The sequence below is a fragment of the Streptococcus sp. Marseille-Q6488 genome (genome assembly GCF_946902925.1).
GTDB lineage: Bacteria > Bacillota > Bacilli > Lactobacillales > Streptococcaceae > Streptococcus.
Genome location: NZ_CAMPPZ010000008.1, coordinates 238,260 through 260,298 on the forward strand (window position 1 = coordinate 238,260; position 22,039 = coordinate 260,298).

Here is a 22,039-nt window from a genome sequence, read left to right on the forward strand (position 1 = left end):
TTTCCATCTTCAGACCGAGGTGACTTTTTTGAATTGTGATAAAATAGAAGGGAGAGGATGAACCAATGAGAAAATTTAAAATCTTTTTATTTATTGAAACCTGTCTGTTGACAGGAGCTCTGATTTTGATGGTATCAGAGCATTTTTCGCGTTTTCTGCTGATTCTATTCCTCTTTTTGCTTTTGATTCGCTATTACACTGGTAAAGAGGGCAATAATCTTTTTTTAGTGGTGGCAAGCATTCTCTTCTTTTTCATCGTCATGCTCAATCCCTTTGTGATTCTAGCTATTTTTGTTGCGGTTATATACAGTCTCTTTCTTCTTTATCCGATGATGAACCAGGAAAAAGAGCAGACCAATTTGGTTTTTGAAGAGGTTGTGACGGTTAAGAAGGAGAAAAATCGTTGGTTTGGAAATCTCCATCATTTTTCAAGCTACCAGACTTGCCAGTTTGATGATATCAATCTCTTTCGTTTCATGGGCAAGGACACCATTCATCTGGAGAGGGTGATTCTAACCAATCATGACAACGTCATTATTCTCAGAAAGATGGTAGGAACGATCAAAATCATTGTACCTGTGGATGTGGAAGTCAGTCTCAGCGTTAATTGTCTATATGGGGATTTGACTTTTTTCAATCAGCCCAAGCGAGCCCTCCGCAATGAACACTATCATCAAGAAACAAAAGACTATCTCAAGAGTAATAAGAGGGTCAAGATTTTCTTGACCACTATGATTGGAGATATTGAGGTGGTTAGAGGATGAAAAAACAAGCCTATGTAATCATTGCTCTCACCTCCATCTTGTTTGTCTTATTTTTCTCCCACAGCTTGCTGGACATCCTTGACTTTGACTGGTCTATCTTTCTGCACGATGTCGAAAAAACAGAAAAATTTGTCTTTTTGTTGTTAGTATTCAGCATGTCCATGACCTGTCTCTTAGCCCTGTTTTGGAGAGGTGTTCAAGAGCTTTCTCTAAGAAAGATGCAGGCTAATCTCAAGTGTTTATTGGCAGGGCAAGAAGTGGTTCAAGTTGCAGATCCAGATTTGGATGCCAGTTTCAAGTCCTTGTCAGGTAAACTTAACCTTTTAACAGAAGCTCTTCAAAAGGCTGAAAATCAGAGTCTTGCTCAGGAAGAGGAAATCATCGAGAAAGAACGAAAGCGGATTGCTCGGGATTTGCATGATACAGTCAGCCAGGAGTTGTTTGCGGCCCACATGATTTTGTCAGGTATCAGTCAGCAGTCTTTGAAATTGGATAGAGAAAAGATGAAGATCCAGTTGCAGAGTGTCACAGCTATTTTAGAAACTGCCCAGAAGGACTTGAGAGTCTTGCTCTTACATTTGCGACCAGTTGAGCTGGAGCAAAAGAGTCTGGTTGAGGGAATCCAAATCCTCTTAAAAGAGCTTGAGGACAAGAGTGATCTCAAGGTTAGTTTTAAGCAAAATGTGACGAAATTGCCTAAGAAAATCGAGGAGCATATCTTCCGTATCCTGCAAGAATTGATCAGCAATACTCTCCGCCATGCCCAGGCATCTTGTCTGGATGTCTATCTCTATCAGACAGATTTTGAATTGCAGCTGAAAGTGGTGGATAATGGGATTGGTTTCCAGTTGGGTAGTTTAGATGATTTGAGTTATGGACTTCGCAATATTAAGGAGCGGGTTGAAGATATGGCAGGGACGGTTCAGTTATTAACAGCTCCCAAGCAAGGGCTGGCAGTTGATATCCGTATTCCCCTGCTCGATAAGGAATGATAAAGGAGTAAAGATGAAAATTTTACTGGTAGATGACCATGAAATGGTCCGATTGGGCTTGAAAAGCTACTTTGACCTCCAAGACGATGTAGAAGTTGTGGGCGAGGCGTCCAACGGATCTCAGGGGATTGACTTGTCCTTGGAATTGCGTCCAGATGTCATTGTCATGGATATTGTCATGCCTGAGATGAATGGGATTGATGCGACCTTGGCTATCCTCAAAGAATGGCCTGAAGCCAAGATTTTAATTGTGACTTCTTACTTGGACAATGAAAAAATCATGCCGGTCTTGAATGCTGGTGCTAGAGGCTATATGCTTAAGACTTCTAGTGCAGACGAACTACTCCATGCCGTCCGTAAGGTGGCTGCTGGCGAGTTGGCCATTGAGCAAGAGGTCAGCAAGAAGGTCGAATACCACCGCAATCACATAGAACTACATGAGGACCTGACTGCGCGTGAGCGAGATGTTCTCCAACTCATCGCCAAGGGCTACGAAAATCAGCGCATCGCTGATGAACTTTTTATCTCTCTCAAGACGGTCAAGACCCATGTGTCCAATATCCTAGCCAAACTTGAAGTCAGCGATCGTACCCAGGCAGCGGTCTATGCCTTTCAGCATCATTTGGTAGGGCATGAAGAGTTTTAGTAGTTATATAAAATAATGTTGGAGAAATGACTTGATTTAGTACCAAAGAAACGAGTAAGCACCTCTAGCGTGATAAAATAATTTTTTCACAATATTTTTATGTTATTTGTTGACATTCATTTTATAGAGGAGTAGAATAGAGTTAGAAATATTTAGATTAACATATATATTATAAAGTATAAAAAATCCAAAAGGAGGTTAAAATCATGTCTCCGTAAATTATCAAAATAAGGTCACTAGAGCGTTAAGGAATTTTGAAGAAAGGATTTTTGTCATGAAAAAATATATTACTTATGCAGCTTTATTACTTACTTCAGGAGCTTTGTTATCAACTACTTATGTAGTTAGTGCAGAAACTACAACGTCTACCACTAAAGTGACTACATCACAAACAACTTCACAGTATACAAGCGAGAAAGAAGCAATTGATCAACTTGTTAAAGAAGGTAAAATTAAGGTTGAAGATGCAGAACAAGTTAAGTTGGTAGGATTTTCTCCTAGAGAATTAACTCAAGAAGAAAGTAATCAAGAAAAAATAGCATTTAATCAAAACCGAGATGATAAAGGAACTTGGATGCTAACAGATGGTCGCTGGTGGTTCAAATATACTTCAGGTGGGTATGCTAAACATTGGGAATACTTAGATAAGAAATGGTATTATTTTGATGATCAAGGTTGGATGAAATCAAATGAGTGGATTAACCCAGATGGTAATTGGTACTATCTTTCAAATGATGGTTCCATACTAACTGATTACAATAGAGTTAATGGGAAACCTTATTTCTTCAGACCTAACGGTGTTTGCGTAGAAAATCAGGGGCAGGCAATCGCTGAGTGTGCAGAAACCTTTGTAGGTAAAATCCCATATGTTTGGGGTGGGGCAGACTTGGATAAGGGTGTAGATTGCTCAGGATTTACGATGGCTATTCATGCTAAGTTCGATATTTATATTGGTAGAACAACTGGAGAACAAGCTGAAGGAGGGAAATTTATATATAGTGGCTCACAACTTCCTGGAGATTTAATATTGTACAATACCGACCGAGGTTCAAATCAACATGTAGGTATCTACGTTGGAGGTGGAAAAGTTGTTCATGCCCCAATTGAAGGTCAGAAAGTTTCTTATATGAATCAATACGGAATGGATCAAAATACAATCCGTAGATATTGGTAATATTGTCTAATCTTTCATAATGAACAGTATTAGAATATAGCTAAATAAAGAGGGTAAGTCCTCCTATAGCTATTCAATAAAGGAGGAAATGGCTATGAAAAAATCTAAATTACTCACACTTGGTTTGCTTGCAGGTGCTGGTCTGCTTTTGTCAATCAACCAAGCACAGGCTGCAGATACTTGGGTTAAAAATGGCGCTGATTGGAATCTTTCTCAAGATGGCAGCCTAGCTAAAAATAAGTGGGTGCAAAATGCTGGCTCTTGGTATCATTTCGACGGTTCTGGTAACATGCAGACAGGCTGGTACAAAGAAGGTAATACATGGTACTCACTAGCAGATAGCGGGGCTATGCGTACTGGATGGTACAAAGAAGGTAGCACATGGTACTCCCTAGCAGATAGTGGCGCCATGCGCACTGGATGGTACAAAGAAGGGTCTACTTGGTACTATCTTCGTTTTAGTGGTTCTATGCAGACAGGTTGGGAGTGCATAGATAATAATTGGTATTATTTCGAACAATCAGGTGCAATGGCCTCTGATAGAGTTGTAAATTCTAGTGATGGCACAGGCTATATTCTCAGCAAGGATGGCCATATGTTCACTTTACAAAATAGCCCTTATAAAGATGATGATATTGTCCGTTTAGGTGATGGATATGAGTATCTGATTACATCAAAATTTGACGGAAATAACTTTACTGATGTTATCGTGGCTAAAAACACTTGGTATATCAAGCCTGAAATCAAGAAGTTTTCCGACAAATATGGGGATGAAGTTTCAAATACAATCTTAGCTTTAGTAGATAATAAAGAAGAAGGACAAGAAATTGATCCTAAAGCTGTTATTCGTAATTTCCAAAATCTACCAGGTCGATATTACTTTGGAGCAGATGGTCGTAGAGTATTACCACTTCCAGAGATGACAACTAGATCAGAAATCAAAAAAGTTGGCAATGATCTTTATCTAGAAGACCCAGGTGTACGACTTAGACTTCCATCTACTAACTTCACAATCAATAACAATAAACTATACCATTTAGATAATGGACAAGGTAAGCTTAAAACAGGTTACTTTGTATTGATTGATGACGGTATGTCTACAACCCACTATCATTTCCTTGTATATGCAGACCAATCTGGTGAGGTTCTTAAGATGAAACGCTTGCCATCAGGATTTTCAGATTATTTTGATAAAGAAATCGATGGTTTCTATGGTCAAAAAATTAAGATTACACAGCCAAATAAGTATGAATATTACAAGGTTCTTGTGGTTAAATAATACAAAACGAATCGCCTAATGAGGGATGTGTGGGCGATTCGTTTTTTACTGTAATCAGCCATCACTAAACATCTTTTATAAGATTATATTCGAAACCTAAAGAAAAACAAGAAGAAACCATACTTCCAGCATGATTGAAAAGCGCAGTCATTACTTGAAAAAATTCGCTCGTTTATGTTATAATAGACTGTATTTAAAAAATTTTAAGGAGAAATGACAGAATGTCTGTATCATTTGAAAACAAAGAAACAAACCGTGGTGTCTTGACTTTCACTATCTCTCAAGACCAAATCAAACCAGAATTGGATCGTGTCTTCAACTCAGTGAAGAAATCTCTTAATGTTCCAGGTTTCCGTAAAGGTCACCTTCCACGCCCTATCTTCGACAAAAAATTTGGTGAAGAGTCACTTTACCAAGACGTTATGAACGCTCTTTTGCCAAACGCTTATGAAGCAGCCGTAAAAGAAGCTGGTCTTGAAGTGGTTGCTCAACCAAAAATTGACGTAACTTCAATGGAAAAAGGTCAAGACTGGGTTATCACTGCTGAAGTTGTTACAAAACCTGAAGTAAAATTGGGTGACTACAAAAACCTTGAAGTATCAGTTGATGTAGAAAAAGAAGTAACTGACGCTGACGTTGAAGAGCGTATCGAACGTGAACGCAACAACTTGGCTGAATTGGTTATCAAGGAAGCTGCTGCTGAAAATGGCGACACTGTTGTTATCGACTTCGTTGGTTCTATCGACGGTGTTGAATTTGATGGCGGAAAAGGTGAAAACTTCTCACTTGGACTTGGTTCAGGTCAATTCATCCCTGGTTTCGAAGATCAATTGGTAGGTCACTCAGCTGGTGAAACTGTTGATGTAGTTGTAACATTCCCAGAAGACTACCAAGCAGAAGACCTTGCAGGTAAAGAAGCTAAATTCGTAACAACTATCCACGAAGTAAAAGCTAAAGAAGTTCCAGCTCTTGACGATGAGCTTGCAAAAGACATCGATGAAGAAGTTGAAACACTTGCTGAATTGAAAGAAAAATACCGCAAGGAATTGGCTGAAGCTAAAGCAGAAGCTTACAAAGATGCAGTAGAAGGTGCAGCAATTGATAAAGCTGTAGAAAACGCTGAAATCGTAGAACTTCCAGAAGAAATGATTCACGAAGAAGTTCACCGTTCAGTAAACGAATTCCTTGGAAACTTGCAACGTCAAGGTATCAACCCTGACATGTACTTCCAAATCACTGGAACTACTCAAGAAGACCTTCACAATCAATACCAAGTAGAAGCTGAGTCACGTACTAAGACTAACCTTGTTATCGAAGCAGTTGCGAAAGCTGAAGGATTTGACGCTTCAGAAGAAGAAATCCAAAAAGAAATCGAGCAATTGGCTGCAGACTACAACATGGAAGTTGCACAAGTACAAAGCTTGCTTTCAGCCGATATGTTGAAACATGATATCACAATCAAAAAAGCTGTTGAATTGATCACAAGCACAGCAACAGTTAAATAATCTTAATAAACAAAAATCCCACCTGATTAGGTGGGATTTCTTATGCACTATTTTCCAAAAATCTCTTTGAGCTCTGCGTCTGTAATCCCAATCATGGCTGGGATGCTATCCCAGTTTTCTTCGGTTAGGATGTAGGATTGTTCAGATGCACTTGATGTGGCAGTTTCAGAGATAGCTTGTTGCTTTTCTTCAACATTCTCCAGTAGATCACTGAAGCGTTCAATCAGATAGGTTTTTCGGGCAGTTCCGATGTGCTGGGTAGCATAGTCAAAGGCCTGTAATTCACCTAGTAAGATAAGCTTGCTTTTGGCACGTGTAATGGCTGTATAGATGAGATTGCGCTCCAGCATACGCCTACTAGCACTAGTAATCGGTAGGATGACAACAGGGAACTCACTTCCCTGTGATTTATGGATACTCATAGCATAGGCCAGGCGAATCTTGTACCATTCATTACGTGGGTAAGAGACCTCGTTGCCATCAAAATCAATGACAATCTCGTCTTGTTTCGACTCGGTGTATTTCCCCGGAATCAGGTCTGTGATAGCTCCCAAATCTCCATTAAAGACATTGATTTCAGCATCATTGACCAAGTGAATGACCTTGTCGCCCTTACGATAGTGACACTGGGGAGCTTCAAAACTGAGTTGGTCTTTTTGTGGTGGATTGAGCAGGTCTTGCATGAGCTGGTTGATGGCATCAATCCCTGCTGTCCCTCGGTACATGGGAGCCAGAACTTGGATATCACGGGCAGGAATGCCACTTCTGAGGGCAGCGCCTAAGATTTTCTCAATCGTAGCAGGAATATGGCCACTAGCAATTTCAAAGTAGGAACGGTCAGCTTTTTTCTGGGTGAAATCGGCTGGCAAGATGCCTTGTCGAATTTGACTAGCTAGGGTGACGATGGTTGATTCTTCGCTTTGCCGGTAAATTTTTTCCAAACGAGTCTGAGGAATCAAAGGAATATGAAGGAGGTCAGCTAGAACTTGTCCAGGGCTGACAGAAGGCAACTGGTCGCTGTCACCCACGATGAGGATTTTACTGTTAGAAGAGATGTTTGAGAAGAGTTGATTGGCCAGCCAAGTATCCACCATGGAAAATTCATCCACGATGATAAAGTCGGCATCCAGATAATCTTCCAGATGACTGGTATCATCGTCACCTGTCATTCCTAAATGGCGGTGTATGGTCGCGCTAGGCAAGCCTGTCAATTCATTCATGCGGCGAGCGCCTCGTCCAGTTGGAGCAGCAAGAAGAATCGGCAGGTTGCTTTTCTTCCTGAGGTCAAGTCCTTCTAAAAGGGCATAAACAGCGATAATCCCATTGATAACAGTTGTCTTACCAGTACCAGGTCCACCAGTCAGGATAAAGACCTTATTCTGGATAGCATCACAAATAGCCTGTTTTTGAATGCTATCATACTCAATTCCCAGCTCTTCCTCGACAGTAGTGATATGTTTTTGAATGGTTTCTAAATCCTGGCTCTTCTGTTTTCCTTTTTCAAGGATACGAACCAAGTGACTGCGGATGCCTTCCTCCGCGAAAAAGAGGCTGTTGTCAAAAATCTTGGTATCAATCTGCTGGACCTTGTCTTCTTCAATCAGGTAGGAGAGCTCTTGGGCCACTTGGCTGGGATCCAGTTCCACGGGGCGGGAAGACTCAAGGAGAGTAAGAGTTTGTTCCAGCAAATCCCGTGCTTCAACATAGGTGTCCCCTGTTTCCATACAGGCCTGAAAAAGACTATGAACCAGACCGGCACGGAAGCGCTCAGGGGCTTGACTTTCGATGCCTAGTTCTTCCGCTAATTGGTCAGCAATAGTAAAGCCCAAACCCTTGATATCTTCAACCAGTTGGTAGGGATAATTTTCAACCACATCAAGGGTTTCTTCCTTGTAAAAGTCTTGAATCTGAAAGGCTAGTTTGTTGGGAATGCCGTAGTTGGCTAGTTTAGCCAAAACCATCTCCGTTCCGTAGTTGAGACGAAGAGTGGAGACGAAAGCCTCGCGATTTTTGGCAGAGAGTCCTGAGATACTTTCTAGCTTTTCTGGGTGTTGCAAAATTTCGTCAATGGTATTGTCGCCATAGGTATCCACAATTTTCTGAGCTGTCTTGAGACCAATTCCCTTGAAATGGCTACTTGAAAAGTACTTGACCAAGCCCTTGCTAGTTGGTTTTGCGCGTTCATATCGGCTGATTTGCAGTTGTTCCCCATACTTGGAGTGCTGGACAATTTGCCCCCAAAAAGTATAGTCTTCTCCCTCAATCACGTCAGCCATGGTGCCGGTGACAATAATTTCAAAATCATCAAAATCTTCTGCGTCCGTATCTTCGATTTCTAGGAGGAGGATGCGATAAAAATTGCTGGGATTCTCAAAAATAATCCGTTCAATGGTTCCTGAAAAATAAACTTCCATAAAATTCCTTTGCATGAATAGGTGAGAGTTAATACTCTTCGAAAATCTCTTCAAATCACGTCAGCTTCGCCTTGCCGTATATATGTTACTGACTTCGTCAGTTCTATCTACAACCTCAAAGCAGTGCTTTGAGCAACCTGCGGCTAGCTTCCTAGTTTGCTCTTTGATTTTCATTGAGTATAACTTTGTTTCTATCTTAATCAAACTGGATAGTGAATAATCATATTCTCACGATAGAAGAAGAGGCTGAGATTGGTGATTCTCGGCCTCTTAGGTCTCTTAAAATGTTCCGATACGGGTGATTGGCCAGAAGCGGAATTTAGCTTCCCCTGTGATATCTTTTGCTTTAAAGGTACCTACGTGACGGCTATCGCTCGAAACCAAGCGGTCGTCTCCGAGGAGAAGGTATTCTCCTTCTGGGACAGTAAAGCTGAAGTTAGTATTATAGTTGACATCAACTGTGAAGGCTTGGGCTTTTTGAGCGATACTTCTAAAGAAAGTTCCTTTATTTCCTTCAAATCCCTTGCCTGAGTAAGTGCTTTGGAGTTTGTCATCCTTGAAACGTTTGATGTAGTCAGCTAGGTAAGGTTCGTCCGTTTCTTTATCATTGATGTAAAGTTTATCATTTTCGTAACGGATGGTATCGCCAGGCATTCCAATCACGCGCTTGACAATGTCCTTATTACCGTCTTCCTCATGGGCTACCACGATATCAAAACGGTCAATAGGGAGGTGTTTGACAACAAAGAGAATTTCGCCATCCGCTAGGGTAGGATCCATGGAGTGTCCTTCTACGCGGACATTACTCCAAAAAAAGATACGGCTTAAAGCTAATAATGACAGAATCAGGAGGAACAATCCCCACTCTTTTAAGAAATTTTTAAATGAATTCATAATTTACCTTTCTAAGCGTTTTTTCGCTTTTTCAGTATTTTTAAAGTGCAGTTTGGCGCAGAAGTTAAGTCCCTGCATACCATAGGCTTGTAAAATCTGGCTAGCCACCTTGTCAGAAGCCGTTCCAGCCCCACTTGGGAGTTGATAACTCAGTTCTCGTCCCAGATTTTCAAGATTTTCCAGAAAGAGATCACGCGCAATGATAGAAGAAACTGCGACAGCCAAGTATTTGCCCTCAGCCTTTTCTTCTAAGTTGATAGGATTGCTGAAACGATTGGCCTCTTGTGCCAAGTACTTGTCATAATTTTTAGCACTGGTAAAGGCATCAATCACAATTTTCTCAGGCTGAACGCCTTTTTGAAGGAGGAGATAGATAGCCTGATTATGGAGGGCAACCTTAACCGAAACAGCATTGTAGCGGTCTCCGATGACTTCGTTGTACTTGCTTGGTGAGAGAAGCAGTGCCTGATGCTGGATTTTTTCCTTGAGAATAGGAGCAATAAGCCGAATCTTTTGGTCGGTCAGAGTCTTGGAATCCCCCACACCGAGTTTTCGCAAGAAGTCATGCTGGTCAGGTGTGACAAAAGAAGCCACAACTGCAAGTCCACCAAAGTAGGAACCATTTCCCACCTCATCTGTCCCAATCAAAGGGAGATTTTGTCCGCTGGTTTCCTCTAAAACCTGATAGCCAAAGAAACGAGCATATTTCTCAGCCCCTTCACCCTGAAGTAAGATCTTTCCAGAAGTATAGATAGAAACCGTTGCTTGAGGTAGTCGCAAAAAGTAGCGAATATAGGGATTCTTGCTGGGAGCCAGACTGGTCTGATAGTGTTCAAGAAAAGCCTGAATCTCCTTTTCGCTTGGTGTGAGTGTTATACTTGCCATAGTTTCTATTGTACCATAAAAGCAGGCAAATTTGTAAAAACTGACAAAATTAGCGAATTTTGGTATAATATCGTGAGGTGAATTTTATGGCAAATCTAAATCGATTCAAATTTACATTCGGGAAAAAATCATTAACCTTGACAAGCGAACATGATAACCTTTTTATGGAGGAAATCGCCAAGGTTGCGACAGAAAAATACCAAGCAATTAAAGAACAAATGCCTAGCGCAGATGATGAAACAATCGCTCTTTTGTTGGCAGTCAACTGTTTATCAACTCAGCTCAGCCGTGAGATTGAATTTGATGATAAGGAGCAAGAATTAGAAGAACTCCGTCACAAGCTTGTGACTTGCAAGCAAGAACAGAGCAAGATTGAGGATTCCTTATGATTTCACTCCTTCTTCTATTGGTCTTGGCTTGGGGATTTTATATCGGCTATCGGAGAGGTCTGCTCTTACAGATTTATTACCTGATTTCAGCCCTGGCATCGGCTTTTGTGGCTGGCCAGTTTTACAAGGGGCTTGGAGAACAATTCCATTTATTACTCCCTTATGCAAATCCGCAGGAAGGTCAGGGAACTTTCTTTTTCCCATCGGATCAACTCTTTCAGTTGGATAAGGTCTTTTACGCAGGGATCGGCTACTTGTTGGTTTTCGGGGTTGTCTATAGCATAGGTCGTTTGCTTGGTCTCCTCTTACACTTGATTCCTAGTAAAAAACTGGGTGGTAAGTTGTTCCAAGTTTCAGCAGGTATCTTGTCCATGTTGGTGACCTTATTTGTCTTGCAAATGGCTTTGACCATCTTGGCGACCATCCCCATGGCAGCTATACAAAATCCTCTTGAAAAGAGTATCGTCGCAAAACACATCATCCAGAGCATACCGGTAACAACTAGTTGGCTCAAACAAATCTGGGTGACAAATTTAATCGGATAAAAAGGGCAGGAGTTTTCCTAGCCCTTTGTTTACAGATTTGACTCGAATCTATCAGAATATAAAAAGCTACCACACCTAGACATTCAAAGACAAGGAAATAAAGATGAATAAGAAAATATTAGAAACATTAGAGTTCAATAAGGTCAAGGCCTTGTTTGAACCCCATTTGTTGACCGAGCAGGGCTTGGAGCAATTGAGACAGCTGGCTCCGACTGCTAAAGCAGATAAAATCAAACAGGCTTTTGCTGAGATGAAGGAGATGCAGGCTCTTTTCGTAGAGCAACCGCATTTTACTATTCTCGCAACTAAGGAAATTGCAGGAGTCTGCAAGCGGTTGGAGATGGGAGCAGACCTCAATATCGAGGAGTTCCTCCTCTTGAAGCGCGTGCTTCTTTCTAGCAGAGAACTGCAAAGTTTTTATGCCAATCTGGAAAATGTCAGTTTGGAAGAGTTAGCCCTTTGGTTTGAGAAATTACACGATTTTCCGCAATTACAAGGAAATCTCCAAGCCTTTAATGATGCAGGTTTCATTGAAAATTTTGCCAGTGAAGAATTGGCGCGCATCCGTCGAAAAATCCATGATAGCGAGAGTCAGGTACGCGATGTTTTACAAGACTTGCTCAAGCAAAAAGCGCAGATGTTGACAGAAGGAATTGTTGCCAGCAGAAATGGCCGTCAGGTTCTACCTGTCAAAAACACCTACCGCAATAAGATTGCAGGTGTCGTTCATGATATTTCTGCCAGCGGAAATACCGTCTATATCGAACCTCGTGAGGTGGTCAAACTGAGCGAAGAAATTGCTAGTCTGCGAGCAGATGAGCGCTATGAAATGCTTCGCATTCTCCAAGAAATTTCGGAGCGTGTCCGCCCTCATGCGGCTGAGATTGCCAATGATGCTTGGATTATCGGTCATCTGGACTTGATTCGTGCCAAGGTCCGCTTTATCCAAGAAAGACAAGCGGTCGTTCCTCAGCTGTCAGAAAATCAAGAGATTCAACTGCTCCATGTCTGCCATCCTTTGGTTAAAAATGCTGTCGCAAATGATGTCCATTTTGGCCAAGATTTAACAGCCATTGTCATTACAGGACCCAATACAGGTGGTAAGACCATCATGCTTAAAACTCTGGGCTTGACACAGGTTATGGCTCAGTCAGGTTTGCCGATTTTAGCAGATAAGGGAAGTCGTGTTGGTATTTTTGAAGAAATCTTTGCCGATATTGGCGATGAGCAGTCTATTGAGCAGAGCTTGTCTACCTTCTCTAGCCACATGACCAATATTGTGGATATTCTTGGCAAGGTCAACCAACATTCACTATTGCTCTTGGATGAGTTGGGGGCTGGTACAGATCCCCAAGAGGGAGCTGCCCTTGCCATGGCCATTCTGGAAGACCTTCGCCTGCGTCAAGTCAAGACTATGGCGACTACCCACTATCCGGAACTCAAGGCCTATGGTATCGAGACAGCCTTTGTGCAAAATGCCAGCATGGAGTTTGATACTGCGACTCTTCGTCCGACCTATCGCTTTATGCAGGGTGTTCCTGGCCGAAGCAATGCTTTTGAAATTGCTAAACGTTTAGGACTATCTGAAGTTATCGTAGGGGATGCCAGTCAGCAGGTCGATCAGGACAATGATGTCAATCGTATCATTGAGCAACTGGAAGAGCAGACGCTGGAAAGCCGCAAACGCTTGGACAATATCCGTGAGGTGGAGCAAGAAAATCTCAAGATGAACCGCGCTCTCAAAAAACTCTATAACGAGCTCAATCGTGAAAAGGAAACCGAGCTTAATAAGGCGCGTGAACAGGCTGCTGAGATTGTGGACATGGCTCTGAGTGAAAGTGACCAGATTCTTAAAAATCTCCACAGTAAATCTCAACTCAAGCCCCACGAAATCATTGAAGCCAAGGCCAAGCTGAAAAAATTAGCTCCTGAAAAAGTAGACTTATCTAAAAATAAGGTTCTTCAAAAGGCCAAGAAAAAACGAGCTCCAAAGGTGGGAGATGATATCGTTGTTCTCAGTTATGGACAGCGTGGTACCTTGACCAGTCAACTTAAGGACGGTCGCTGGGAAGCCCAAGTTGGCTTGATTAAGATGACCTTGGAAGAGAAAGAGTTTGACCTTGTTCAAGCCCAGCAAGAAAAGCAAGTCAAGAAGAAACAGGTCAATGTCGTGAAACGAACTTCTGGTCGTGGCCCACAAGCCAGACTGGACCTTCGAGGCAAGCGCTATGAAGAAGCCATGAATGAGCTAGATGCCTTTATCGACCAAGCCCTGCTCAATAATATGGCTCAAGTTGATATAATCCATGGTATCGGAACAGGTGTCATTCGTGAAGGTGTTACTAAATACCTACAAAGAAACAAACATGTCAAGAGTTTCGGCTATGCCCCACAAAATGCTGGAGGCAGTGGTGCGACTATTGTGACATTTAAAGGATAGAAGTATTCCGAGCTTTATACAGTAAAAACTGTTGAATTAAGTTTTACTAATAAACACATTGACAAAAGCCAACATTTTTTGTAAAATAAGAATCAATTAAATACCAACACCGAATGAAGTTTAATAGAAGTGGGGAATCGTTTGATTTTCCATGACTGTAAATGGACGGAACTCTGGAGAGACCGTAAAGGCACCGAAGGGGCAAGGCAGGCAACTGCTCAAACTCTCAGGTAAAAGGACAGAGCTAGGATAGACCGCTTTTTAGCATTTATCTAAGCATTCCAGAGTACATGTATCTTGCATGTGCTCTTTCTTTTGGGGTTGAAACGATAGGAGAAGGAAATGTTAGAATTGCTTAAATCAATCGATGCTTTTGCTTGGGGACCGCCCCTCTTGATTTTATTGGTCGGAACAGGGCTTTACCTAACTATTCGGCTAGGACTCTTGCAGGTTTTGCGTCTGCCCAAGGCCTTCCAGCTTATTTTTATCAAGGACAAGGGACACGGTGATGTATCCAGTTTTGCAGCTCTGTGTACAGCCTTGGCATCAACTGTTGGAACAGGAAATATCATAGGAGTTGCGACGGCTATCAAGGTTGGTGGACCAGGAGCTCTATTTTGGATGTGGATGGCGGCTTTCTTTGGAATGGCTACCAAGTATGCGGAAGGACTCTTGGCCATCAAATACCGCACCAAGGACGACCATGGTGCAGTAGCGGGAGGTCCCATGCACTATATCCTTCTAGGGATGGGAGAAAAGTGGCGACCACTTGCTGTTTTGTTTGCAGTAGCAGGAGTATTGGTTGCTCTCTTGGGAATCGGAACCTTCACCCAAGTCAACTCGATTACAGAATCTATCCAAAATACAACGATGATTTCACCAGCCATCACAGCTCTCGTTTTGTCTGTTTTTGTAGCGATTGCAGTCTTTGGCGGACTCAAGTCCATTTCAAAGGTTTCAACTACTGTTGTTCCTTTTATGGCTATCATTTATATTTTGGGAACTCTTACAGTTATTTTCTTTAATATCGAAAAAATCCCTGCCACAATCGCTTTAATCTTGACATCGGCTTTTAGTCCAGTTGCTGCGGTAGGTGGATTTGCCGGTGCTAGCATTCGGATGGCTATTCAAAATGGTGTTGCGCGTGGTGTGTTCTCAAACGAATCTGGTCTGGGTTCTGCTCCCATTGCAGCTGCTGCAGCTAAGACAAATGAACCAGTAGAGCAAGGTTTGATTTCCATGACAGGAACCTTTATTGATACCCTCATTATCTGTACTCTGACTGGTTTGACTATCTTGGTAACTGGGGTTTGGAGTGGTGATTTAAATGGGGTTGCCTTGACTCAGTCAGCCTTCTCAACAGTCTTTTCACACTTTGGACCTGCCCTTTTGACCATCTTCCTTGTACTTTTTGCCTTCACGACGATTCTAGGTTGGAACTATTACGGAGAACGTTGTTTCGAGTTCCTCTTTGGGGTTCGCTTTATCTGGCTCTACCGTGTGGTTTTTGTGCTCATGGTCTTGCTAGGAGGATTTATCGAGTTGGATATGGTTTGGATTATCGCAGATATTGTCAATGCCTTGATGGCTCTGCCAAACTTGATTGCCCTCTTAGTCTTGTCGCCAGTCGTTATTGCTGAGACTAAAAAATATTTTGACAAATAATGAAATCACACATGGCGTGTGATTTTTTTGCCTATAAATGATTTTTATCAAGCTGATATATAATATATATTATGCAAATGATTGAAAGTGTGATAAACTAATACTCAATGAAAATCAAAGAGCAAACTAGGAAGCTAGCCGCAAGCTGTACTTGAGTACGGTAAGGCGACGCTGACGCGGTTTGAATTTGATTTTCGAAGAGTATAATATACAACGAAAATCTTATGAGAGAATAAAGCTTTATCTTAAATAAACTTAGGAATCAGGATTTTATAAGATTTTCCAATAATATTAGTGTCAATAACAAGAAAAGAGGTATCTTATGACAACATTTACAATTCATACAGTCGAATCAGCACCAGCGGAAGTGAAAGAAGTTCTTGAAACAGTAGAAAAAGACAACAATGGCTATATTCCCAACCTAATCGGTCTCTTGGCCAATGCCCCGACTGCTTTAGAAGCCTACCGAACTGTTGCATCTATCAACCGCCGCAACAGCCTGACACCCGTTGAGCGTGAAGTGGTGCAAATCACGGCAGCTGTGACCAATGGTTGTGCCTTCTGTGTCGCAGGTCACACAGCCTTTTCCATCAAACAAATCCAGATGAATGATGACTTGATTCAAGCTCTTCGCAATCGTACTCCAATTGAAACAGATCCTAAATTGGATACCCTAGCTAAGTTTACCTTGGCAGTTATCAATACCAAGGGTCGTGTAGGAGATGAAGCCTTGTCTGAGTTTTTAGAAGCTGGTTACACTCAACAAAATGCCTTGGATGTGGTTCTTGGTGTCAGCCTAGCAAGCCTTTGTAACTATGCCAACAATCTAGCCAATACCCCAATTAACCCAGAATTGCAACCTTATGCTTAATTTATATCTGAGTAAAAAATGAAGTCTAAAATAATCGGACTTCATTTTTTATCCCCTCATTTAAGCGCTTTTATGCTATACTGAAACTAACATGATTATTGGAGGTTAGGATGAAAAAACTCCCCTTAGTATTTTCTGGTTGTTTGCTAGGTTTAGCAGGAGCTGGGAATCTCGTTTTAGATACGTTGTCGGTTCTGTCCCATCTTTTTAGTCTGACAGGTTTGATTTTGTGGATTTACTTTCTGCTTCTGCATCTCTTTAATTGGAAGGAAACTAAGCAAGAATTGACCAAGCCCCCTCTTTTATCAGGAATGGCCACCTTTCCCATGGCTGGGATGATTTTATCGACCTATGTCTTTCGCGTCTTCCCTCATCTTCCTTTGGTAGCACAAGTGATCTGGTGGTTTTCATTTCTCTTGGATTTGGTCTTGATTGCTGGTTTCACCATCAAGTTTGCCTGTCCAGGTAAGAGAGTCAATGCGACTCCAAGCTGGACTGTTCTCTATGTAGGGATAGCAGTAGCAGCCTTGACCTATCCTCTGGTAGGCATTATCGAGATTGCCTATGCGACCTTGAGTTTTGGTTTTCTTCTTACCTTCTATCTCTATCCCCTTATTTATAGCGATTTAAAGAAACATCCACTCCCACTAGCCTTGCTTGGGCAAGAAGGAATCTACTGTGCTCCTTTCTCTCTACTCTTGGCTTCTCTGGTTCGAGTTGGAGGAGCTAGCCTACCGACTTGGGTCTTGATTTTCATGCTTTTGGCTTCCCAATCCTTCTTTTTCTTTGTTTTGACTCGCCTGCCCAACATTTTAAAACAAGGCTTTCAACCAGCCTTTTCAGCCCTCACCTTCCCAACCATTATCACAGCTACTTCGCTCAAGATGGCTCAGGGAATCTTGAAACTTCCATTTCTGGATTATCTGGTACTGGCTGAAACTGTTATTTGCCTAATCATTTTGCTCTTTGTATTAGGCGCTTATCTGATTTGGTTACGAAAAAAGGTCTAGCTAGAAATAGCTAAACCTTATTTTTTATGGTTTGATGACTTCAGCTCCACCCATGTATGGACGAAGTGCTTCTGGAATGGTTACAGAACCATCTTCATTTTGGTAGTTTTCAAGAATAGCAGCCACTGTACGTCCAACTGCAAGTCCAGAACCGTTCAAGGTATGGAGCAATTTCACCTTGCCATCTGCTTCATCACGGTAACGGATTTGGGCACGACGGGCTTGGAAGTCTTCTGTGTTTGAACAGCTTGAGATCTCACGGTAGGTATTTTGGGCTGGAATCCACACTTCCAAGTCGTAAGTCTTAGCAGCTGAGAAGCCCATATCTCCAGTAGAGAGCGCAACGACACGGTATGGAAGGTTGAGTTTTTGAAGAATGTTTTCAGCGTTGGCTGTCATTTTTTCCAATTCCTCATATGACTCTTCTGGTTTGGCAAATTTGACCATTTCAACCTTGTGGAATTGGTGCAAACGGATCAAGCCACGCGTATCACGACCAGCTGAACCAGCCTCAGAACGGAATGATGGACTCATAGCAGTGAAGTAGATTGGCAGGTCTTTACCGTCCAGGATTTCATCACGGTAGTAGTTTGTCAGAGGAACTTCAGCAGTTGGAATCAAGACAAAGTTGGTATCGCTGAGTTCAAAAGTGTCTTCCTTGAATTTTGGATATTGACCAGTCCCAAACATAGAATCATGGTTAACCATGTAAGGCGTGATGACTTCTGTATAGCCTTCTTTTCCATGTTCATCCAACATAAAGTTGTAGATAGCACGTTCCAAACGAGCACCGAGACCTTTATAGAAGAGGAAACGAGCGCCTGTTACCTTACCACCGCGTTCCCAGTCAAGGATACCAAGGTCTTCACCAAGATCCCAGTGAGCTTTTGGCTCGAAGTCGAACTCGCGTGGAGTGCCCCAACGGCGAACTTCCACATTGTCATCTTCATCAGCCCCAACAGGAACACTGTCAGCTGGGATGTTAGGAAGAGTCGTTGTAAATTCTGTTAATTTAGCATCGATTTCTGCCAATTCAGCATCCAAGGCTTTGACTTCAGCAGATAGAGTTTGCATGGCAGCAATCTTGTCATCTGCATTTTCCTTGTTGCGCTTAGCTTGGGCAATCTCAGCAGAAACTGTGTTGCGTTCTGCTTTGAGAGTTTCAACCTTGACCAAAATATCACGACGTTTAGCATCGATTTCTTTCATCTCGTTTAAGATAGCAGCATCTACGCCACGTGTAGCCAATTTTTCTGCGACAGCATCAAAGTCTGTACGAATACGTTTGATATCTAACATAAGAACTCCTTTATGAAAAAAGCACACCTGACAAAGCGTTGGAGTGGCAGGGCCACGGTTCCATCCAACTTCACAGGTGTGCACTTGATTGTGTATGTAATTGTTACTAACGGTAGAATTTCACCTATCCCTCCTATCTGCTCGCAGCACCCGCAGACTTTCTGAAAGAAGAAGATAACCTACTTATCCGTTGCTATGATTATACTAAAGTTTCTACTTTTTTGCAAATAGATTTTTAAATTTTTGACCAATTGTCTGAATCAGGGTCGGAAGTTTGACGACCTTGTCATTACCCAGTTTTTCACGAGCAATTTTGAGAATAGCACCTGAGTCTTTTGAAGCAAAGAGGAATTTTCCTTTGTCTGTAAAGACTTCGAAGTGGCGACTGATTTTCCTCCCAGTGACATTGGCTCCAATCTGGTTGATATGGCTCCAAGGAATCTGGATAAATTGTTCGACATTGACATCGGGGTAAAATTCTAAGGCCTGATCTCCGACCAGGAATTTCCCAACTTTCCCAGCGATAGAGAGGTAGGAAGTGCCTGTCGTGCTGAGAAGCACTGTTTTGTTAAGAGATTGGGCCATGGTTAGTCTTCCTTACTTTCACCGAAAAAGGCATTGTAGAGGGCTTTGATTGCTGCTTTCTCTTGGTCTTTATTGACAACGAACATGATAGAAACTTCACTAGAACCTTGAGACATCATCTGGATGTTGATCTTGTTTTCAGATAAAGCGCGTGTCGCAGTAGCGGTGACACCGATATGACTCTTCATTTTTTCTCCAACAATCATAATGATTGAAAGGTCGTGTTCGATTTCTGCATGGTCTACTTCAGCCTTTTGAACCAACTGACGCAGGATTTCTTCTTCCTTGATAGGAGTTAGTTCGCGAGAACGGAGGATGATTGAAAGATCGTCGATACCTGTTGGCATATGTTCCCAACCGATGTTAAGATCTTCAAGGATTTGCAGAACCTTACGACCAAATCCAACCTCGCGGTTCATGAGGTATTTCGACATGTTAATGCTAACAAAGCCTGAGTCACCAGCAATTCCCACAACTGGAAATTCATCACTACTATGTTTTAGAACGATACGAGTACCTGGATGGTCAGGATTATTGGTATTCTTGATAACCAGAGGGATTTTTCCACGGTAGGCAGGAAGAAGAGCTTCGTCATGAAGGACTGAGAAGCCTGCATAGGCCAACTCACGCATTTCACGGTAGGTTAACTCAGGAATCGAGTGTGGTTGGTGGATAATACCTGGGTGAGCCGCAAAGATACCATCAACGTCCGTAAAGTTTTCATAAAGGTCAGCTTTGACACCAGCAGCAATGATAGAACCTGTAATGTCTGAGCCTCCACGTGAGAAGGTACAGATTTGATTGTCCTTGGTAACTCCAAAGAAACCAGGAATGACAAGAACTTCATTTGTATTTGTCAATTCTTCAATCTTGTCATAACTTGATGGAATGATGCGAGCGTGACCAGGTTCACTTGTTACCACAATACCAGCTTCTCTAGGGTGCACATAGCGTGCATCAATCCCGTTTTGGTTAAAGTAGGCTGCAATCAATTTAGCATTGTTGTTTTCACCGGCTGCTAGGAAGGTATCATAGAGAAATTCATTTTCTTCAATAGGAAGAGTAGCCAAGGCACGAATGCTTTTAGAAATTTTTTCTAGCACAGCTGGTTTAAGACCTAGTTCACTAACCATAGCAGCATAGCGGTCGATAATCCAGTTTTGGCTCTTGCTAATATCGTTACCAGCAACATAGTCGCGGTAGTATTTAATCAAGGCATCCGTAACCTTAGTATCCTCAGCATTGCGTTTACCAGGTGCAGAAACAACTACAAAACGACGCTCTGGATCGCTTTTTACGATGTTTAAAACTTTTTCTAATTGACTAGCAGAGGCAAGAGAGCTACCTCCAAATTTAACAACCTTCATAAGAACTCCTAAAGTAAGTATTTTATACGATTATAGCAGAAAGAAAGGCTTTTTTCAATGAAGAAAATGCTATCTTGTTTGGGTGTTTAAACTGCTCGGAATTAGTGTCTATACATCATTATTTTAATCTACTATATTATTTTAGTGTGTAATGTATCGAGGAGATTGAGTCTGTAATACTACCATATAATTTCTCAAATATTGTCATAAACTAGTTTAAATTCCCTAATTACTTTGTTCACATTTACCTTCGATATATTATATCCCATAGTTATAGTGGAAAATACTATTGTTCCGATAAGTGATAGATGTTGTTCCGACTTCCTTGCTATTGTTCCGACAAGGTGATATAATGTGACAGAACGGAGGGATAAAAGATGTATATTACAGTGAAAGAAACCGCTGAAAAGCGGGGAATATCTGACAGAAGAGTAAGAATTTTGTGCTCAGAAGGGAAGATTCACGGTGCATATCAAGAGGGAAGAACTTGGAAAATCCCATGTGACGCAGTAAAGCCGACAGATGGGAGATATAAGACTAAAGAATCACTCACTCTAGTCTTGGAAGATAAATTAGAAAGTCTAAAAAAACGACGTCCTTTAACTGAAGGGGAAGTAGAAAGATTAAATGAAGAATTTTTAGTAGAATATACATACAATTCTAATGCTATTGAAGGGAATACACTGACTTTACGCGAAACAGATATGGTTCTTAGAGGACTTACAATTGACCGGAAATCCTTAAAAGAGCATTTGGAGGTCATTGGGCATAAAGATGCTTTTGATTATGTAAGGCAACTTGTTAGTGAAGATGCTCCAATTTCTGAAAAGATTATAAAAGATATTCACTATTTGGTTTTGGCAGACAAGAAAGAAGATAGGGGTGTGTATCGAAGAGTTCCGGTTCGAATCATGGGGGCAGCTCATGAACCTGTGCAACCCTATTTAATTGTTCCTAAGATGGAAGAGTTACTGGAACGATACGAAAATAGCAAAGAAGATATGGTTACTAAACTTGCCCGTTTTCATATTGAGTTTGAATCTATTCATCCCTTCATTGATGGAAATGGAAGAACAGGGAGGTTATTGGTTAATTTGGAACTGATGAAAGCAGGTTATCCACCTATTGATATAAAATTTACTGATAGATTAAAATATTATGAAGCTTTTGACCACTATCATTTAAGGGATGATTTATCAGCCATGGCAGATATGTTTGCTCTATATTTGAATCAGAAACTAGATTTATATTTATCTATTTTAGATAAATGAGAATAAAAGAATTCCGTAGAACTTCAAATTTTTGTCAATAGAGC

The 22,039-nt window shown here is 41.5% G+C and carries 19 protein-coding genes and 1 riboswitch; of the genes, 13 read left to right on the forward strand and 6 right to left on the reverse strand.

The genetic code is table 11. The features are described from left to right. Positions 1–65: 65 nt before the first annotated feature. From liaF to tig, 6 genes are all read left to right on the forward strand, one after another. Positions 66–764 (forward strand): cell wall-active antibiotics response protein LiaF, encoded by a 699-nt coding sequence (gene liaF / locus OVN23_RS04370; protein ID WP_173214190.1) that lies wholly within the window; start codon positions 66–68, stop codon positions 762–764. Continuing rightward, positions 761–1,756 carry a sensor histidine kinase gene (locus OVN23_RS04375; protein ID WP_173214193.1) on the forward strand — a complete coding sequence of 332 codons (996 nt, stop codon included), beginning with the start codon at positions 761–763 and terminating at the stop codon, positions 1,754–1,756. The genes liaF and OVN23_RS04375 overlap by 4 nt, the downstream gene beginning before the upstream one ends. Positions 1,757–1,769: 13 nt before the next feature. Next, on the forward strand, positions 1,770–2,402 hold the full coding sequence (locus OVN23_RS04380; RefSeq protein ID WP_173214195.1) for a response regulator: 633 nt from the start codon (positions 1,770–1,772) through the stop codon (positions 2,400–2,402). 274 nt (positions 2,403–2,676) lie between these two features. Further along, entirely contained in the window at positions 2,677–3,576 is a 900-nt protein-coding gene (locus OVN23_RS04385) for a C40 family peptidase (RefSeq protein WP_173253064.1), read from the forward strand. 94 nt (positions 3,577–3,670) lie between these two features. Further along, positions 3,671–4,855: an N-acetylmuramoyl-L-alanine amidase family protein gene (locus OVN23_RS04390; RefSeq protein WP_173253065.1), complete on the forward strand. Its 1,185-nt coding sequence runs from the start codon at positions 3,671–3,673 to the stop codon at positions 4,853–4,855. Positions 4,856–5,076: 221 nt separating this feature from the next. Beyond that, entirely contained in the window at positions 5,077–6,360 is a 1,284-nt protein-coding gene (tig, locus tag OVN23_RS04395; RefSeq protein WP_173253066.1) for a trigger factor, read from the forward strand. A gap of 47 nt (positions 6,361–6,407) precedes the next feature. Here tig and OVN23_RS04400 read toward each other — a convergent pair whose 3' ends face one another. From OVN23_RS04400 to rnhC, 3 genes are all read right to left on the reverse strand, one after another. Continuing rightward, positions 6,408–8,774 (reverse strand): ATP-dependent RecD-like DNA helicase, encoded by a 2,367-nt coding sequence (locus OVN23_RS04400; protein WP_173253067.1) that lies wholly within the window; start codon positions 8,772–8,774, stop codon positions 6,408–6,410. A gap of 279 nt (positions 8,775–9,053) precedes the next feature. Beyond that, entirely contained in the window at positions 9,054–9,668 is a 615-nt protein-coding gene (lepB, locus tag OVN23_RS04405; protein WP_001083986.1) for a signal peptidase I, read from the reverse strand. A 3-nt stretch (positions 9,669–9,671) separates the two neighbouring features. Further along, the gene (rnhC, locus tag OVN23_RS04410; RefSeq protein ID WP_173233463.1) at positions 9,672–10,553 is read right to left on the reverse strand and encodes a ribonuclease HIII; all 882 of its coding nucleotides are present in this window, start codon (positions 10,551–10,553) and stop codon (positions 9,672–9,674) included. An 86-nt stretch (positions 10,554–10,639) separates the two neighbouring features. On the opposite strand from rnhC, the gene zapA reads away from it, so the two are divergent. The 6 genes from zapA to OVN23_RS04440 all read left to right on the forward strand — a co-directional run bounded on the left by zapA (position 10,640) and on the right by OVN23_RS04440 (position 17,473). Beyond that, positions 10,640–10,942 (forward strand): cell division protein ZapA, encoded by a 303-nt coding sequence (gene zapA / locus OVN23_RS04415; protein ID WP_000002019.1) that lies wholly within the window; start codon positions 10,640–10,642, stop codon positions 10,940–10,942. Beyond that, positions 10,939–11,487 (forward strand): CvpA family protein, encoded by a 549-nt coding sequence (locus OVN23_RS04420; protein ID WP_173233465.1) that lies wholly within the window; start codon positions 10,939–10,941, stop codon positions 11,485–11,487. Before zapA ends, OVN23_RS04420 begins: the two co-directional genes overlap by 4 nt. Before the next feature lie 103 nt (positions 11,488–11,590). Next, positions 11,591–13,927: an endonuclease MutS2 gene (locus tag OVN23_RS04425; RefSeq protein WP_173214203.1), complete on the forward strand. Its 2,337-nt coding sequence runs from the start codon at positions 11,591–11,593 to the stop codon at positions 13,925–13,927. Between the two features lie 163 nt (positions 13,928–14,090). Continuing rightward, a riboswitch (glycine riboswitch) is annotated at positions 14,091–14,179 on the forward strand. 90 nt (positions 14,180–14,269) lie between these two features. Next, positions 14,270–15,592 carry an alanine/glycine:cation symporter family protein gene (locus tag OVN23_RS04430; protein ID WP_267240668.1) on the forward strand — a complete coding sequence of 441 codons (1,323 nt, stop codon included), beginning with the start codon at positions 14,270–14,272 and terminating at the stop codon, positions 15,590–15,592. Between the two features lie 322 nt (positions 15,593–15,914). Continuing rightward, complete coding sequence (locus tag OVN23_RS04435) at positions 15,915–16,463, forward strand: carboxymuconolactone decarboxylase family protein (RefSeq protein WP_000206765.1); 549 nt, start codon at positions 15,915–15,917, stop codon at positions 16,461–16,463. Positions 16,464–16,573: 110 nt separating this feature from the next. Then, entirely contained in the window at positions 16,574–17,473 is a 900-nt protein-coding gene (locus OVN23_RS04440) for a TDT family transporter (RefSeq protein WP_267240669.1), read from the forward strand. A gap of 24 nt (positions 17,474–17,497) precedes the next feature. Here OVN23_RS04440 and serS read toward each other — a convergent pair whose 3' ends face one another. The 3 genes from serS to OVN23_RS04455 form a co-directional block, all read right to left on the reverse strand. Next, positions 17,498–18,772, reverse strand: coding sequence for a serine--tRNA ligase (serS, locus tag OVN23_RS04445; protein WP_173214209.1), 1,275 nt, complete (start codon positions 18,770–18,772; stop codon positions 17,498–17,500). A gap of 213 nt (positions 18,773–18,985) precedes the next feature. Then, positions 18,986–19,357, reverse strand: a complete 372-nt coding sequence (locus tag OVN23_RS04450; protein ID WP_000079357.1) for a DUF956 family protein — start codon at positions 19,355–19,357, stop codon at positions 18,986–18,988. A gap of 2 nt (positions 19,358–19,359) precedes the next feature. Then, positions 19,360–20,724: an aspartate kinase gene (locus tag OVN23_RS04455; RefSeq protein ID WP_173214212.1), complete on the reverse strand. Its 1,365-nt coding sequence runs from the start codon at positions 20,722–20,724 to the stop codon at positions 19,360–19,362. A gap of 377 nt (positions 20,725–21,101) precedes the next feature. On the opposite strand from OVN23_RS04455, the gene OVN23_RS04460 reads away from it, so the two are divergent. Then, a complete protein-coding gene (locus tag OVN23_RS04460) occupies positions 21,102–21,995 on the forward strand; it encodes a Fic family protein (protein ID WP_267240670.1) in 894 nt (297 codons plus the stop codon). The last annotated feature ends 44 nt before the right edge of the window (positions 21,996–22,039 follow it).

Coding starts and splice junctions, on each gene's coding strand:
- liaF (WP_173214190.1), top strand. CDS start 66: ATGAGAAAATTTAAAATCTTTTTATTTATTGAAACCTGTCTGTTGACA.
- OVN23_RS04375 (WP_173214193.1), top strand. CDS start 761: ATGAAAAAACAAGCCTATGTAATCATTGCTCTCACCTCCATCTTGTTT.
- OVN23_RS04380 (WP_173214195.1), top strand. CDS start 1,770: ATGAAAATTTTACTGGTAGATGACCATGAAATGGTCCGATTGGGCTTG.
- OVN23_RS04385 (WP_173253064.1), top strand. CDS start 2,677: ATGAAAAAATATATTACTTATGCAGCTTTATTACTTACTTCAGGAGCT.
- OVN23_RS04390 (WP_173253065.1), top strand. CDS start 3,671: ATGAAAAAATCTAAATTACTCACACTTGGTTTGCTTGCAGGTGCTGGT.
- tig (WP_173253066.1), top strand. CDS start 5,077: ATGTCTGTATCATTTGAAAACAAAGAAACAAACCGTGGTGTCTTGACT.
- OVN23_RS04400 (WP_173253067.1), bottom strand. CDS start 8,774: ATGGAAGTTTATTTTTCAGGAACCATTGAACGGATTATTTTTGAGAAT.
- lepB (WP_001083986.1), bottom strand. CDS start 9,668: ATGAATTCATTTAAAAATTTCTTAAAAGAGTGGGGATTGTTCCTCCTG.
- rnhC (WP_173233463.1), bottom strand. CDS start 10,553: ATGGCAAGTATAACACTCACACCAAGCGAAAAGGAGATTCAGGCTTTT.
- zapA (WP_000002019.1), top strand. CDS start 10,640: ATGGCAAATCTAAATCGATTCAAATTTACATTCGGGAAAAAATCATTA.
- OVN23_RS04420 (WP_173233465.1), top strand. CDS start 10,939: ATGATTTCACTCCTTCTTCTATTGGTCTTGGCTTGGGGATTTTATATC.
- OVN23_RS04425 (WP_173214203.1), top strand. CDS start 11,591: ATGAATAAGAAAATATTAGAAACATTAGAGTTCAATAAGGTCAAGGCC.
- OVN23_RS04430 (WP_267240668.1), top strand. CDS start 14,270: ATGTTAGAATTGCTTAAATCAATCGATGCTTTTGCTTGGGGACCGCCC.
- OVN23_RS04435 (WP_000206765.1), top strand. CDS start 15,915: ATGACAACATTTACAATTCATACAGTCGAATCAGCACCAGCGGAAGTG.
- OVN23_RS04440 (WP_267240669.1), top strand. CDS start 16,574: ATGAAAAAACTCCCCTTAGTATTTTCTGGTTGTTTGCTAGGTTTAGCA.
- serS (WP_173214209.1), bottom strand. CDS start 18,772: ATGTTAGATATCAAACGTATTCGTACAGACTTTGATGCTGTCGCAGAA.
- OVN23_RS04450 (WP_000079357.1), bottom strand. CDS start 19,357: ATGGCCCAATCTCTTAACAAAACAGTGCTTCTCAGCACGACAGGCACT.
- OVN23_RS04455 (WP_173214212.1), bottom strand. CDS start 20,724: ATGAAGGTTGTTAAATTTGGAGGTAGCTCTCTTGCCTCTGCTAGTCAA.
- OVN23_RS04460 (WP_267240670.1), top strand. CDS start 21,102: ATGTATATTACAGTGAAAGAAACCGCTGAAAAGCGGGGAATATCTGAC.